This is a genomic window from Flavobacterium sp., assembly GCF_044368625.1.
GTDB lineage: Bacteria > Bacteroidota > Bacteroidia > Flavobacteriales > Flavobacteriaceae > Flavobacterium.
In genome coordinates, this window is record NZ_JBIPPD010000072.1 from 1 (window position 1) to 13885 (window position 13885).

A 13885-nucleotide genomic window follows, 5' to 3' on the forward strand; every position below is an offset into this window, starting at 1 on the left:
TGACCTGTGGCACTTTGCGGTTTATCTGGAGCTACTACTATTATATCTCCTATTTCTTTCATTACTTCAATTAAAGTTCTGATCCCAGGTGCAGTAATTCCATCATCATTGGTAATCAAAATCAGTCGTTTTTTTTTCATATTGCGAACAAAATTTGGTCTATATCTACAAGAAATGGAAAGTGAAAATTATTTTAGCACAAAATTAATCAAATTTAATGGGAAGTTAGTATTTTAGCATCTTTAACAAAAAATTATAGCACGTACGTACTACGCGGCACAGTTTTTACCTTAATTTAGTTGAAAATTTAGAGTTGATACATTGATGAATACTATATTTAGATTTATGAAGAAAAATATTAAAATCATTGCCTTTGTTGCCTTACTATCGGCAGCATTGGTAAGCTTTTTTCCAAAAGAGAAAAGCGATCCTGAAAAAGATAAGGCATTGTTACAGTTGATCACTTTTGTGATTGAAAAGGGACATTATGACCCAAAAACAATCGATGATAATTTTTCGAAATCACTTTATAAAAGTTATATCGAAGGTTTGGATCCTTCGAAAAGGTTGTTTTTGCAAAGCGATATTGATGAATTTTCAAAATTCGAAATGCAATTAGACGACCAAATTTTAAACAAAGATTTGTCTTTTTTTGATTTGACCTACAATCGTATGATGCAACGCACCAAAGAAAGTAAATCGTATTATAAAGAAGTACTTTCTAAACCGTTCGACTACAACCAAGACGAAGAACTGGATACCAATTACGAAAAAGCACCGTACACCAAAACCACAGAAGAATTGAGAGACCGATGGAGAAAGCAAATCAAACTTTCCACATTAGCTTCTTTGACCGATAAAATGGATTTTGAAAAAAAGAAAGATTCGATTTCAAAATCCAGTCAAACTAAACTTAAAAAAGAAGATTTAGAACCAAAAACATTTGAAAAGCTAGAAGCTGAAACTAGAGAAAATTCATTGAAGTCTTTGGACGAAGTGTACGCTTTTATGAGTGAACTTACCCGCGAAGATTATTTTGGCATATACTTAAATAATATCGCAGAGACTTTCGATCCTCATACTTCCTATTTAGCCCCTGAAGACAAAGAAAAATTCGACGTTAGTATGAGTGGGAAATTCTTTGGAATTGGTGCTCGACTGCAAAAAAAGAACGATTACACCGAAATTACAGACTTAATTTCTGGCGGTCCCGCTTGGCGAGGAAAAGAACTAGAAGCAGGCGATGTGGTAATGAAAGTGGCTCAAGGAAAAGGCGAATTTGTAGACATCGTAGGGATGCGATTGGACGATGTGGTTAAAAAAATCAAAGGACCAAAAGGTACTGAAGTTCGTTTGACAGTCAAAAAAACCGACGGTAGTATCAAAGTTATTTCGATAATTAGAGATGAAGTAGAATTGGAAGAGACTTACGCTAAATCGAGCGTGGTAGAAAAAAACGGACTAAAATATGGCATCATTTATTTGCCAAAATTCTACATTGATTTTGCCGATCGAAGTGGTCGCGATGCCGCAAAAGACGTCAAACTGGAACTTGAACGATTGAAAAAAGAAGGTGTTCAAGGCATTATTATGGATTTGAGGGACAATGGCGGCGGATCTTTATCTACCGTTGTCGACATTGCAGGAATGTTTATCAAAGAAGGACCCGTGGTGCAAGTAAAAGCCGTTGGCCAAGACAGAGAAGTTTTGTCAGATGTAGATACCTCAATTCAATGGGATGGCCCGCTGGTGGTTATGATCAATAACTTTTCGGCTTCGGCTTCTGAAATTTTAGCAGCAGCGATACAAGATTACAAGAGAGGTATTGTAGTGGGAAGTAAACAATCTTTTGGAAAAGGAACTGTACAAAATGTGTACGAATTGAACCGATATATCCGTAACAGTTCATTTGGAGATTTGGGTGCGTTAAAAACGACTACGCAAAAATTCTACAGGATTGATGGTGGATCGACACAATTAAAAGGTGTTGAAAGTGACGTTCACATGCCGGACCGTTTTTCGTATGTCGAAATTGGCGAACGCGATATTAAAAACGCAATGCCTTGGGATAAAATTGAAGCTGCTCCATACAAAACGTTGTCAATTCCTAACTTTGAAACCATTATTGCCCGAAGCAATGCTCGAATCAAAAACAATCCACAATTTGCTTTGATTGACGACAACGCCAAATGGCTCAGTAAACGTCGCGACGAAAACAATTACAACTTGAATTTAAATAAATTCGAAGCCGAACAAAAAGCGATTGAACAAGAAATTAAAAAATATAAACCGATTAATTCGTATAAAACCAACTTGCAATTTCAGTCGTTACCGTACGAAATAGCGATGATGCAAAAAGATACCCTATTGAAAGAAAAGCGCGTTCGTTGGCACGAAAGTTTAGCAAAAGATGCATACGTGGAAGAAGCATTGAACATCTTGGACGATTTGCAAACCAAAGGTGTTAAAAAGGCCATTGCTCCTTCTTCTCGATCAAAAAAAGATAAAATTGTAGGTTCGCTATAACATCGGATGGATACTACAACACAGTCTTTAACTACAATTGCGCTTCAAAAATTCAAAAAGAATTTTTGGGGCGTTTTTAGTTTCTGGTTTGTCGTAGTTTTAATTGTGATTTCTATTTTTGGTTATTTTTTAACTCCCGATCATTCGGAAAATGCCAATCAAATGCACTTGTCCATTCATTCGAAATCGCCAGGATTTGAGGTGCAAATAATATCCATTCCATTAAAAGAACGAGAAGATACTAAATGGAGTTATTATTTTTTTGGTTTTCCAAACAACACGACCGAAATACCGATATCAAATTATACGATAAAAAACAATGTACTCGTATTTACCGAATATTCAGATGACGCCACACTAGCACAAATCAAAGAAATTGGAATCGATAAATTTCCCGGTTTCTCTTCAATTATTGAGGTTACTAAAAACTGTATTAAAACCCAGAAATTTTATTTAGGAACCGACAAATACGGCCGCGATTTATTGAGCCGAATGATTATTGGATCTCGAATTTCATTATCCATTGGCTTTATTGCGGTTTTTATTTCATTACTCGTTGGAATTTTCTTCGGCGCTTTAGGCGGTTATTTTGGCGGAAAAACAGATGCTTTTGTAATGTGGTTGGTCAATATTATTTGGTCGATTCCTACCTTATTATTAGTAATTGCAATTACATTAACACTAGGCAAAGGCTTCTGGCAAGTATTTGTTGCCGTAGGACTAACCATGTGGGTAGAAGTAGCCCGAGTAGTTCGTGGACAAGTTATCAGTTTGAAAGAAATGCAATACATTACCGCTGCAAAAGCGCTTGGTTTCGGGCATTTCAGGATCATTTTTAACCACATTTTACCCAATATAATGGCCCCTGTAATTGTAATTTCAGCGGCCAATTTTGCTTCGGCAATTTTGGTCGAAAGTGGACTCAGCTTTTTAGGATTGGGAGCTCAACCGCCAATACCAAGTTGGGGCGGAATGATTAAAGACCATTACAGCTACATCATTTTAGGGAAACCATATCTAGCCGTCGTACCCGGATTGGCAATTATGCTTTTGACATTGGCTTTTATGATGATTGGAAACGCACTTCGCGACGCACTTGATGTCAAATCCTAAAAATCCTATTTTTTTATGTTAAACTAATTTTCAGTTTATAAAAAATAAGTTTTATCTTTATTTACTCAAAAAACACAAGAATGGAAAAAGAATTTCACGAACGATATGAGTATGCTCGAAATCGAATCAAAGAGAAAAAGTTCTTATATTATCATTTCATATTATTTATTGTCGGCAGTCTTTTTATGTTTGTTGCCAATGAGTTACTGGAATATGGCTTGCCTAACTTGTGGTATAAATGGGGTATTGTAATTTGGTTTTTCTTATTTATTCTGCATTTTATTCGCATTTATATAACCAAAAGATTTATGAATAAAGCTTGGGAAAAACAGCAAATCGAACATTTAATGCTGAAACAAGAAAAAAAAATTGACCAACTCAACTCGAAAATCAATTCCGAAAATTCAAAATAATTCATGATTACATTAATTGCTGCAGCAGCAGAAAACAATTCGCTAGGAAAAAACAATGCAATGATATGGCACTTGCCAGACGATTTTAAACGTTTTAAAAAATTAACTTCGGGACATTTTATCATTTTGGGTCGTAAAACCTATGAAAGTTTGCAAGGTCCATTACCCAACCGCACACATATTATCATTACCCGTCAAGAAAATTATGCCCACAAAGTGGATCCTACTTGCTGCGTTGTAGTCGATAGCATCGAAGAGGCGATTGCCAAACTTCCTGCTGATGAAGAAAACTTTGTAATAGGTGGTGGCGAAATTTATGCCCTAGCTCTTCCTTTAGCAGATAAAATCGAATTGACGCGTGTGCATGCCTCTTTTGATGCGGATGCCTTTTTCCCAGAAATCGATTCCAATGTTTGGCAATTGGTGGAAGAAACATACCATCCCAAAGACGAAAAGCATAAAATTGACTTTACTTTCCAAACTTTTTTAAAAAAATAATTCCGTTTTCTTTCACAATTGTCCACGAAAGCAATTAATGAATAAAGCGTACCTTTGCAGAAATTTTTTACTATGTCCAAAAATGTTACTCCTTACAAAGATTCTGAATTAGGAAAAAAAGAACAAGTAGCTCAAATGTTTGACACTATTTCTGGAAATTACGACGATTTAAATCGAGTTATTTCGTTTGGAATTGATGTAAAGTGGCGCAAAAAAGTTTTAAAATTGGTAGCAGACACCCATCCCGAAAGCATTTTAGACATTGCAACAGGCACGGGTGATTTGGCACTTTTGATGACACAAACCAGTGCAACCAAAATTATAGGTTTAGATATTTCAGCTGGAATGCTTGAAGTAGGTAGAAAAAAGATTTCAGAAAAAAAACTGGATGCTAAAATCGAAATGGTTTTGGGCGATTCCGAAAAAATCCCTTACGATGATGCTTCATTTGACGCTATTACAGTTGCTTTTGGCGTTCGAAATTTTGAAACTCTAGAAAAAGGTTTGGCAGAAATTTTACGCGTTTTGAAACCCGGTGGTATTTTTGTCATTCTTGAAACTTCAGTACCTGAACGATTTCCGTACAAACAAGGTTACACTTTTTACAGCAAAAACATACTGCCATTGATTGGAAAATTATTTTCGAAAGACAATTCTGCCTACCAATACTTGTCTGATTCGGCTTCCGTTTTTCCTTATGGTGAAGCATTGAACAATATTTTACGAAAAATTGGGTTTATAGAAGTGAAGGCTTCCCCACAAACGTTTGGTGTCGCCACTATTTATTCCGCATCAAAAAAATAATAACTTTGGTCGTAAATTCATAAAATGAGCATCAACTAAAATTGGCCTTAAAGCCAACCGAGAAATGCAACACGAGTTTGCGAACTGGAAAAGCAATTAGTCCCGAGTCATCGGGAGACCGACAAAAAATAATATATATTTGCAAATGAAAAAAGGCATCCTATTTCTACTTTTTATAGTTTCATTTCAGGCACAAGCACAAACGTTTGGCAGAGATCCAATCATCAATCTTGAAAATTGGGACAAGCAACGGGTGTATTGGGGTTATTATTTAGGAATGAGTTACTACGACTTTAAATTTGAATATAACGAACCCGGAAAAGACATACTTGTAGACAATGGCATCGGTTTTAACGTGGGTTTAATAGGCGATTTACGGTTGTTCAAACACTTGAATTTACGTTTCGAACCCGGATTGACGTTCAACCAGAGAGATCTTACATTTCCTGGTTTTGCCAATGAAAACGATGCTTTGCGCGAAGTGAAATCCACCTACATTCACTTTCCTTTATTGCTGAAATTTAGCGCCACTCGAACCGGAAATATCCGTCCTTTTGTCATCGGCGGATTTGCCACAGCATTGAATCTTTCCAGTAATGTAAACAACAAACAAGACAACTCCAATAATGTTTTTAGAATGGCAAAGTGGACCAATTATTACGAAGTAGGATTAGGTGTCGATTTGTATTTGGAATATTTTAAATTCACTCCTTCCCTTCGAGGGGTTTTTGGGATGAACGACGAGTTGATTCGCGACAACGACCCGAACAGTTTATGGACGGGCAATATTGCATCGATGAAAACGAGAGGCGTCTTTTTGAATTTTACGTTCCAGTAAATTTTAAATTTTTCGACGAAATTCACTCAAGATTAGTGCCGTTGCAGTAGCTACATTTAAACTCTCGGTTTGCTGGATGGCACCAAAACGAGGTATGGCTATTTTCGAATTCACACATTTTTCAATGGCTTCCGAAATTCCATTCGCTTCGTTTCCCATTACAATTATCCCTTCTTGTGGCAGTTCCATTTTATAAATATTTTCACCGTCCATAAAAGTTCCAAAAACAGGCAAATTGGTTTTTTCAAGTACCGGGAGTAAATCACTGTAAATACAATTTACCCGAGCTATAGAACCCATTGTGGCTTGAACCACTTTTGGGTTGTATAAATCTACCGTATCTGGCGAACAAATAATTTGACGAATACCAAACCAATCGCAAATGCGTACAATTGTACCTAGGTTTCCCGGATCCCGAATACAATCTAAAGCAACAATCAAACCTTGCGCTTCAAAAACATTATTTACAGGAATTTTGAACACCGCTAAAGCGTTATTTGGCACAGTTAATGCACTCATTTTTTTCAAATCATCATCGGAAACAAGCGAAAATTTTTCAGGCGAAACCCCTTCAAAAAGAGCCATCGTAGCATAAATGTGATTGAGTTCAAAAGAAGCGTCAAGCAGTTCCTGAATTACTTTTTTACCTTCGGCAATAAAGAGTTGATTTGCTTGTCGAAATTTTTTTTGATGTAAACTACTGATTAATTTTATTTGGTTTTTACTAACCATAGAAATAATGTACTTTTGATTAAATTTTCGGCTCATTTGAAAACAACTTCTGCAAAAATATCACTATTTATTCTATTTGGAATAATTATTTCAGCTTGTAATGCGGTGAAACGTATTCCCGACGATAAGCTACTCTTGACTAAAAACGAGATTACGGTAGACGGAGCGGCTGAAAAAAAGGACGAAATACAAGCCTTACTGTACCAGCAACCCAACACAAAACTTCTGGGAATACCACTTGGATTGCACATTTATAATTTAGCCAAACCCAACCATGATTCGATTTACAAAGCAGCATTATTGGCCAATCAAAAGCAATTGAAACGACAAATTCGCCTGCTTTCGGCCAAACAAGTGCAACGAAAAGGCGAATCATTTTTATACTCGGGAATCCATAATTTTCTAGAAAAATCGGGCGAAGCTCCTGTTATTGTCGAACAAGCTAGAAATATAAAGTCGGCCTTGCGATTGAAGTCCTACTATTTTAATCAAGGCTTTTTTGATGCGAAAACAAGTTTCAGTATTGACACCCTAAAAGGCAAAAAAGCACGCGTAAAATACGACATCATAAAAGGAAGAATGTCGCGTATCGATTCATTGTCAGCAAACATTTTATCGGAAGACGTTGATTCTTTGTACCAAAAAAACAAAAACGCTTCTTTTTTAAAGGTGGGAGCCCAATTTAAATCTGAAAATTTTGATTTAGAACGGGACCGACTGACAACACTTTTTCGAAATAATGGGGTGTTTTTTATTCAGCAAAGCGATCTCAATTACACCATCGATACGGTAGATACCAATCAAAAAACCAACGTAGAACTCGTTATTAAAGAAGAAGCGTTGCGCGAAGGCGACTCTACTTTTTCACGAAAATTTAATATTTACAAAATTAGTGAAGTAAATATCTATACTGATTATCCTCAAAACAGTACAATAAAAACGCCACAAGATTCGATAATATATAATAATTTTAACCTGTACAGCTACGATAAAATCAAGTACCGTCCCAAATCCATTACCGATGCTGTTTTTATAACACCTGGCTATAATTACGCCGATTTTTTAACCAATTTGACACGTCGGTCTTTAAGTAACTTGCAAGTATTTAATTCCCCATCGATTCAATACAAAGTCAATGATAAAGATACTTTGGGAAATTCACTGATTGCCAACATTTATTTATCGCCTCGCGACAAATACAGTTTCGGATATTCGGTCGATTTGACGCACTCCAATGTGCAAGATTTTGGAATTGAAGGTTCAACTTCGTTTACCATCCGAAATGTTTTTAATGGAGCCGAGACTTTTGACATTGCCTTAAGAGGAAACATTGGTTCGAGTCGAGATTTTGCCAATCCCAATAATTTATTTTTTAATGTTTCGGAATATGGTATCGACACGCGACTTAATTTTCCGCGTATTCTGATGCCATTTAACACTGATAAAATTATTCCAAAAAGGATGATTCCGTCTACTAATTTGACTTTGGGTTTTGCAAAACAGCAAAATATTGGTTTAGACAAAGAAAATTTTACGGGTGCTATGACGTACACTTGGAACCCGAAACGTTTTAATAATGTTCGATTTGATTTGTTTAACGCCCAGTACGTCAACAATATTAATGTAGGAAATTATTTTAATGTTTACGCCTCTTCCTTTGCGGCTTTGAATAATATAGCACAGGAAATTGGTCGCGTTCCAGAAGGCGAAAGACTAGAAATTCCTGGCGAAGCGAACAATTTTATCCAAGAAGTTTTGGACGGAAATACTGCTTTAACTCCAGCAGACGAACGCTACAACCAAGTTCGAAGCATCAATGAAAGACGCATCAGACTAAGTGAAAACAACCTAATTATTGCCTCAAGTTACACCTTTTCAAAAACCACACAAAATGGAATTTCCGATAATAATTTTTATTCTTTTAAAACAAAAGTTGAAGCAGCTGGAAATACACTTTCATTAATTGCTAGTATGTTGGAAACAGGCAATACGGAGAAATCTAAACGTACAATTTTCGACGTGCAATATTCCCAATACATCAAGGGAGAATTTGAATACATCAAACATTGGAACATATCTCGAGACCAGGTTTTTGCCGTGAGAGGATTCTTTGGTTTGGCAATTCCGTATGGAAATTCGACCAACATTCCGTTTTCGAGAAGTTATTTTGCCGGAGGCTCCAATGACATTCGGGCTTGGCAACCTTATAGTCTAGGTCCGGGAAGTTCGGGAGCCATAAACGATTTTAATGAAGCCAACATGAAACTCACTGCAAGTGCCGAACTTCGGTTTAAAATAGTGAATAATTTTAAAGGAGCTCTTTTTGTCGATAGCGGAAACATCTGGAACACCTTAGATGATGTTACTGATGAAGCAGCTGTTTTTGATGGATTCAGTTCGTTAGAAGATATTGCCGTGGGTTCAGGATTTGGAATTCGGTACGATTTCAGCTTTTTTGTGGTGCGACTGGATTTGGCATTTAAAACCTACAATCCGTCGGATGATGCTGGAAAAAGATGGTTTAGAGATTATAACTTTTCCAACTCCGTTTTAAATATTGGTATAAATTACCCATTCTAAAATTAGAATTATTATTTTTGTAGCTTGAAGTACCCACATTAACTTAAAAAACACATAAAATGGCTCATACTATAAAACCCGGAGTTGCTACAGGCGACCAAGTGCAGGAAATTTTCAGATATGCAAAAGAAAAAGGTTTTGCATTACCAGCGGTAAATGTTACTGGTTCAAGTACCATCAATGGTGTATTGGAAACTGCTGCAAAATTAAATGCTCCTGTAATCATTCAGTTTTCTAATGGTGGAGCTCAATTTAATGCAGGAAAAGGCTTGTCTAACGCCAATGAGCAATCGGCTATTTTAGGAGGTATTGCCGGAGCTTTGCACATTCATACTTTAGCCGAAGCTTATGGAGCAACTGTCATCTTGCATACCGATCATTGTGCCAAAAAATTATTGCCATGGATTGACGGTTTGTTAGATGCTTCTGAAAAACACTTTGCAGAAACAGGAAAACCACTTTATAGTTCGCACATGATTGATTTATCCGAAGAACCAATTGAAGAAAATATTGAGCTTTGCAAAACCTATTTGGCACGTATGTCTAAAATGGGTATGACGCTTGAAATCGAACTTGGGATTACGGGCGGAGAAGAAGATGGCGTGGACAATTCAGATGTCGATAGTTCAAAATTGTACACCCAACCTGAAGAAGTGGCTTACGCTTACGAAGAATTAATGAAAGTGAGTCCACGTTTTACCATTGCTGCTGCTTTTGGAAATGTGCACGGCGTTTACAAACCTGGAAACGTGAAATTGACTCCGAAGATTTTGAAAAATTCACAGGAATTTGTACAACAAAAATTTGGCACAGAAGCCAATCCTATTGACTTTGTATTTCACGGTGGATCGGGATCTACAGTTGAAGAAATCAGAGAATCCATTGGTTATGGGGTAATCAAAATGAATATCGATACCGACATGCAATTTGCATTTACCGAAGGCGTTCGCGACTACATGACTTCTAAAATTGATTATTTAAAAACACAAATCGGAAGTCCGGAAGGCGCCGATTCTCCAAACAAAAAACATTACGACCCAAGAAAATGGGTTCGTGAAGGCGAAGTAACGTTCAACACACGTTTAGAACAAGCTTTTGCTGATTTAAATAACGTAAACACATTATAAGAATTGTTTAAAGTTTAAAGTTGTTGCGATAACTTTAAACTTTAAACCTTACACCAAAATAACATAGAAAATGGCTTGGTTTAAAAGAACAGAAAAAGGAATTACCACTGCAACAGAAGATAAAAAAGACGTTCCAAAAGGTTTGTGGTACAAATCTCCAACGGGTAAAATAGTAGATGCAGATGAGTTGGAACGCAATTTATATGTAAGTCCAGAAGACGATTTTCACGTTCGAATTGGAAGTAAAGAATATTTTGAAATTCTGTTTGACAAAAATGAATTTACAGAATTAGACGCGAAGTTAACTGCAAAAGATCCGTTGCACTTTGTAGATACCAAAAAATATTCCGACCGATTGAAAGAAGCACAAGACAAAACCAAACTGAAAGACGCTGTTCGGACGGGAGTTGGAAAATCAAAAGGCAAGGATTTGGTGGTTTGTTGTATGGATTTTGCATTTATCGGCGGTTCTATGGGAGCTGTAGTCGGTGAAAAAATTGCAAGAGGAATTGATTACTCGATTAAAAACAACATTCCGTTTGTAATGATTTCGAAATCAGGTGGCGCTAGAATGATGGAAGCGGCTTATTCGTTGATGCAATTGGCCAAAACCTCAGCAAAATTAGCACAATTGGCCGAAGCCAAAATCCCATACATTTCGCTGTGTACCGACCCTACAACAGGCGGAACAACAGCTTCTTATGCCATGTTAGGCGACATCAACATAGCGGAACCAGGTGCTTTGATTGGTTTTGCTGGTCCACGAGTGGTGAAAGACACTACAGGAAAAGATTTGCCGGAAGGCTTTCAAACTTCTGAATTTTTGTTGGAACACGGATTTTTAGATTTCATTACCCACCGAAAAGAGTTGAAAAACAAAATCAATTTGTACATTGATTTGATTTTAAATCAAGATATTAGATAAAGTAAAATCCCGATGAAAGTCGGGATTTTTTTTTGGAAGGTTGTACCTCATGTAATTTTTCAAACATCTTCACATTTATTTGTCACTCTGGAAGAGTCTAATCATTTCAAATTAATATATTTACGAACTCCAACACGATTTAAAAAATACAATATTATTCTAGCTAAGCAACCATGATTACTACCGAAAAAGAATATCACGTTATTTTGGAGCGTGTAGAAACGCTTTTGGAAAATCCTGATAATATTGAAAACCAAGATGCGAAAGGGTATGTGGAATTGAATATCGTGTCGGACTTAGTTGCTGATTATGAAGAAGCAAACTATGTCATTAAAAAACCTACGCTTGTAGAAGTTCTAAAACTAAAAATGATGGAAATGGAGCTGAACCAGAAATCATTATCCGAACTTTTGGGGGTAAGTACTTCCAGAGTAAGCGCATATTTAACTGGTAAAAGCGAACCGACTTTGAAAGTGGATCGAACCATCAGTAAGAAATTAGGAATTGACGCTTCAATCGTTTTGGGGATTAGCATAAAGCCTTTTTATTGATTTAAAAATAATATCTAATTATTATCTCAAAAACTATTGATGTTGCTTTGAAAGAATAGAGAGCCCTGCTCAAACAACCTAACTAAAGACAACAAAATCAACAATTTTTTAATTTTTTAAATGACACAACACAAACAAAATTAATCCAACGATAATCACTCTATTCAAAACAACAACGATTTTGTATGTTTTGCGATCTTTCTCTTCCAGCCGTTTAACTTGTTTCTTACGTTCTTCCATTTGGATTATATTCTTATCGTATTTCTTAGAGACAAATTTAAAAAGACGTAAATCAACTTCATTACGGGAAACCACATCCAGCTGTAAAATTATTTATTTAGAATACTTTTTGATATTAAAAAAATTTCAAAATAACTGAAAAACAATTACATAAATTTGACTTAAAGCACATACATGCTGAGAGTTGGCATTATAAAAATTTGAGATTTGTGGTTTTAAAAAAAAATCTGTTAACAAAAATGTGCTTCTAATTTTTATATATTTACCAAAAAATAAACAATTATGAGAAAAGTATTTTTACTATTGTTACTGCCTATTTTATCTTTTGCACAAGAAGACAACGAAAAAATTGCCAAAGGAGAATTGAAATCCAACTTATTTGATTTGGTTGTTGGAAAATCGGTGAATGTGGGTTACGAATATTTCTTAAAAGGCAACCAGTCGTTGCAGTTGGACGTTACCGCTTTTGATACCTATTCGTATATCGATGCGGGATATTTAGACGAAAATAATTTAGTTGGTATTCAAGCCTCCTACAATATTTATTTTTCCAAAAGTAAAAAACACCACGGATTTGTGTTTTATCCCTTTATGAAATACCGCACTGGAACGCAAGTAGTTGACGATTATTATTACAATTACAATCCGGTAAGCGGTCAATATACACCTTCATCAGCCACTTTTGATTTATCAGGTTTCGAAGTGGGATTTGGATTGGGTCATAAATGGCTTTTTAACGACAAAATTAGTTTGGGAGTGGGTTCACAAATTGGTCGAAATTTAACCAGCGATCGAGAATTTACGGACAACTATTCAGAAATAGATTTTAAAATGAATATTACGTTGGGTGTTCGGTTTTAAATAATATTTTATTTACAGTGAAGCAGTGTCAATTTTTTTGGTGCTGCTTTTTTTTTGGTCAAACTCCGACAGCGTTTTAAACGCTGTCGGAGTTGTTTTAATCTTTAATTCTTTGCGAATTTTATACCCTACATAAATAACACTTCCTCCTTTTTTCTTACTTAAAATTGCACATTGTAATTCAATTTGGTCGTTGATTTTACATAAAACCCTGATGTTAAATTTTTTGGGAAAATCCTCAAATGTTTTATTGATCAAGCATTATATAATTCATTCCGTTGTCTTACTTCTTGAGGATGTATTGGTTTTTCGTAAAGAAAAGAAACGTATTTAAAATTACGAAATCATTTAAATAATTCAATTACTTCTACTGTACTACCTTTCCATTTACAAATTGAAATTTGGTTGCAAAAGTCAATTTCCAATAAAAAATCTAATGCTAAATTAAAATTTTCAAACTTATAATCGTTTTTACCTCTTTTAATTTTTTCATTTTTTATTATTCAATCCCATTTAAAATAAAGTTTGTATTTGCCATCCAGTTGTTGTGAAACATAACCTTTATTGTTTCTTGCATCAATATCAAATGTCAAAAGGAAATAATTGTAATTGTTATCTGAGTATTGGCTGTGTTCAATTCATAAGTGCAACAAACTTATTATTTAGAGTTTCAATTG

At 35.6% G+C, this 13885-nt stretch carries 13 protein-coding genes; 11 read left to right on the forward strand and 2 right to left on the reverse strand.

The window, feature by feature from the left end:
• On the reverse strand, nt 1–140 hold a 140-nt coding region (locus ACIQ2X_RS07350), incomplete at its 3' end, for a 5'/3'-nucleotidase SurE (RefSeq protein ID WP_396178292.1).
• A 184-nt stretch (nt 141–324) separates the two neighbouring features.
• Between ACIQ2X_RS07350 and ACIQ2X_RS07355 the strand changes: the two genes are divergently transcribed.
• The 6 genes from ACIQ2X_RS07355 to ACIQ2X_RS07380 all read left to right on the forward strand — a co-directional run bounded on the left by ACIQ2X_RS07355 (nt 325) and on the right by ACIQ2X_RS07380 (nt 6192).
• Nucleotides 325–2526: a carboxy terminal-processing peptidase gene (locus ACIQ2X_RS07355; RefSeq protein WP_396178281.1), complete on the forward strand. Its 2202-nt coding sequence runs from the start codon at nt 325–327 to the stop codon at nt 2524–2526.
• A gap of 6 nt (nt 2527–2532) precedes the next feature.
• Nucleotides 2533–3639 (forward strand): ABC transporter permease, encoded by a 1107-nt coding sequence (locus tag ACIQ2X_RS07360; RefSeq protein ID WP_396178282.1) that lies wholly within the window; start codon nt 2533–2535, stop codon nt 3637–3639.
• Nucleotides 3640–3719: 80 nt separating this feature from the next.
• A complete protein-coding gene (locus ACIQ2X_RS07365; RefSeq protein WP_396178283.1) occupies nt 3720–4052 on the forward strand; it encodes a 2TM domain-containing protein in 333 nt (110 codons plus the stop codon).
• A gap of 3 nt (nt 4053–4055) precedes the next feature.
• Nucleotides 4056–4550 (forward strand): dihydrofolate reductase, encoded by a 495-nt coding sequence (locus tag ACIQ2X_RS07370; RefSeq protein WP_396178284.1) that lies wholly within the window; start codon nt 4056–4058, stop codon nt 4548–4550.
• Nucleotides 4551–4622: 72 nt separating this feature from the next.
• On the forward strand, nt 4623–5354 hold the full coding sequence (gene ubiE / locus ACIQ2X_RS07375) for a bifunctional demethylmenaquinone methyltransferase/2-methoxy-6-polyprenyl-1,4-benzoquinol methylase UbiE (protein WP_396178285.1): 732 nt from the start codon (nt 4623–4625) through the stop codon (nt 5352–5354).
• A 145-nt stretch (nt 5355–5499) separates the two neighbouring features.
• Entirely contained in the window at nt 5500–6192 is a 693-nt protein-coding gene (locus ACIQ2X_RS07380) for a porin family protein (protein ID WP_396178286.1), read from the forward strand.
• A gap of 3 nt (nt 6193–6195) precedes the next feature.
• Here ACIQ2X_RS07380 and ACIQ2X_RS07385 read toward each other — a convergent pair whose 3' ends face one another.
• The gene (locus ACIQ2X_RS07385; protein WP_396178293.1) at nt 6196–6924 is read right to left on the reverse strand and encodes a TrmH family RNA methyltransferase; all 729 of its coding nucleotides are present in this window, start codon (nt 6922–6924) and stop codon (nt 6196–6198) included.
• 36 nt (nt 6925–6960) lie between these two features.
• Here ACIQ2X_RS07385 and ACIQ2X_RS07390 point away from each other — a divergent pair, with 36 nt between their 5' ends.
• The 5 genes from ACIQ2X_RS07390 to ACIQ2X_RS07410 all read left to right on the forward strand — a co-directional run bounded on the left by ACIQ2X_RS07390 (nt 6961) and on the right by ACIQ2X_RS07410 (nt 13208).
• Nucleotides 6961–9504, forward strand: coding sequence for a BamA/TamA family outer membrane protein (locus ACIQ2X_RS07390; protein ID WP_396178287.1), 2544 nt, complete (start codon nt 6961–6963; stop codon nt 9502–9504).
• Between the two features lie 59 nt (nt 9505–9563).
• Nucleotides 9564–10631 carry a class II fructose-bisphosphate aldolase gene (gene fbaA / locus ACIQ2X_RS07395; protein WP_396178288.1) on the forward strand — a complete coding sequence of 356 codons (1068 nt, stop codon included), beginning with the start codon at nt 9564–9566 and terminating at the stop codon, nt 10629–10631.
• A 70-nt stretch (nt 10632–10701) separates the two neighbouring features.
• A complete protein-coding gene (accD, locus tag ACIQ2X_RS07400; RefSeq protein ID WP_396178289.1) occupies nt 10702–11556 on the forward strand; it encodes an acetyl-CoA carboxylase, carboxyltransferase subunit beta in 855 nt (284 codons plus the stop codon).
• Nucleotides 11557–11729: 173 nt separating this feature from the next.
• Nucleotides 11730–12107 (forward strand): type II toxin-antitoxin system HigA family antitoxin, encoded by a 378-nt coding sequence (locus ACIQ2X_RS07405; protein WP_396178290.1) that lies wholly within the window; start codon nt 11730–11732, stop codon nt 12105–12107.
• A 522-nt stretch (nt 12108–12629) separates the two neighbouring features.
• The gene (locus ACIQ2X_RS07410; RefSeq protein WP_396178291.1) at nt 12630–13208 is read left to right on the forward strand and encodes a hypothetical protein; all 579 of its coding nucleotides are present in this window, start codon (nt 12630–12632) and stop codon (nt 13206–13208) included.
• The last annotated feature ends 677 nt before the right edge of the window (nt 13209–13885 follow it).

Excerpts from the sequence above, each read along its gene's own strand:
- ACIQ2X_RS07355 (WP_396178281.1), top strand. The coding sequence starts at position 325 with ATGAATACTATATTTAGATTTATGAAGAAAAATATTAAAATCATTGCC.
- ACIQ2X_RS07360 (WP_396178282.1), top strand. The coding sequence starts at position 2,533 with ATGGATACTACAACACAGTCTTTAACTACAATTGCGCTTCAAAAATTC.
- ACIQ2X_RS07365 (WP_396178283.1), top strand. The coding sequence starts at position 3,720 with ATGGAAAAAGAATTTCACGAACGATATGAGTATGCTCGAAATCGAATC.
- ACIQ2X_RS07370 (WP_396178284.1), top strand. The coding sequence starts at position 4,056 with ATGATTACATTAATTGCTGCAGCAGCAGAAAACAATTCGCTAGGAAAA.
- ubiE (WP_396178285.1), top strand. The coding sequence starts at position 4,623 with ATGTCCAAAAATGTTACTCCTTACAAAGATTCTGAATTAGGAAAAAAA.
- ACIQ2X_RS07380 (WP_396178286.1), top strand. The coding sequence starts at position 5,500 with ATGAAAAAAGGCATCCTATTTCTACTTTTTATAGTTTCATTTCAGGCA.
- ACIQ2X_RS07385 (WP_396178293.1), bottom strand. The coding sequence starts at position 6,924 with ATGGTTAGTAAAAACCAAATAAAATTAATCAGTAGTTTACATCAAAAA.
- fbaA (WP_396178288.1), top strand. The coding sequence starts at position 9,564 with ATGGCTCATACTATAAAACCCGGAGTTGCTACAGGCGACCAAGTGCAG.
- accD (WP_396178289.1), top strand. The coding sequence starts at position 10,702 with ATGGCTTGGTTTAAAAGAACAGAAAAAGGAATTACCACTGCAACAGAA.
- ACIQ2X_RS07405 (WP_396178290.1), top strand. The coding sequence starts at position 11,730 with ATGATTACTACCGAAAAAGAATATCACGTTATTTTGGAGCGTGTAGAA.
- ACIQ2X_RS07410 (WP_396178291.1), top strand. The coding sequence starts at position 12,630 with ATGAGAAAAGTATTTTTACTATTGTTACTGCCTATTTTATCTTTTGCA.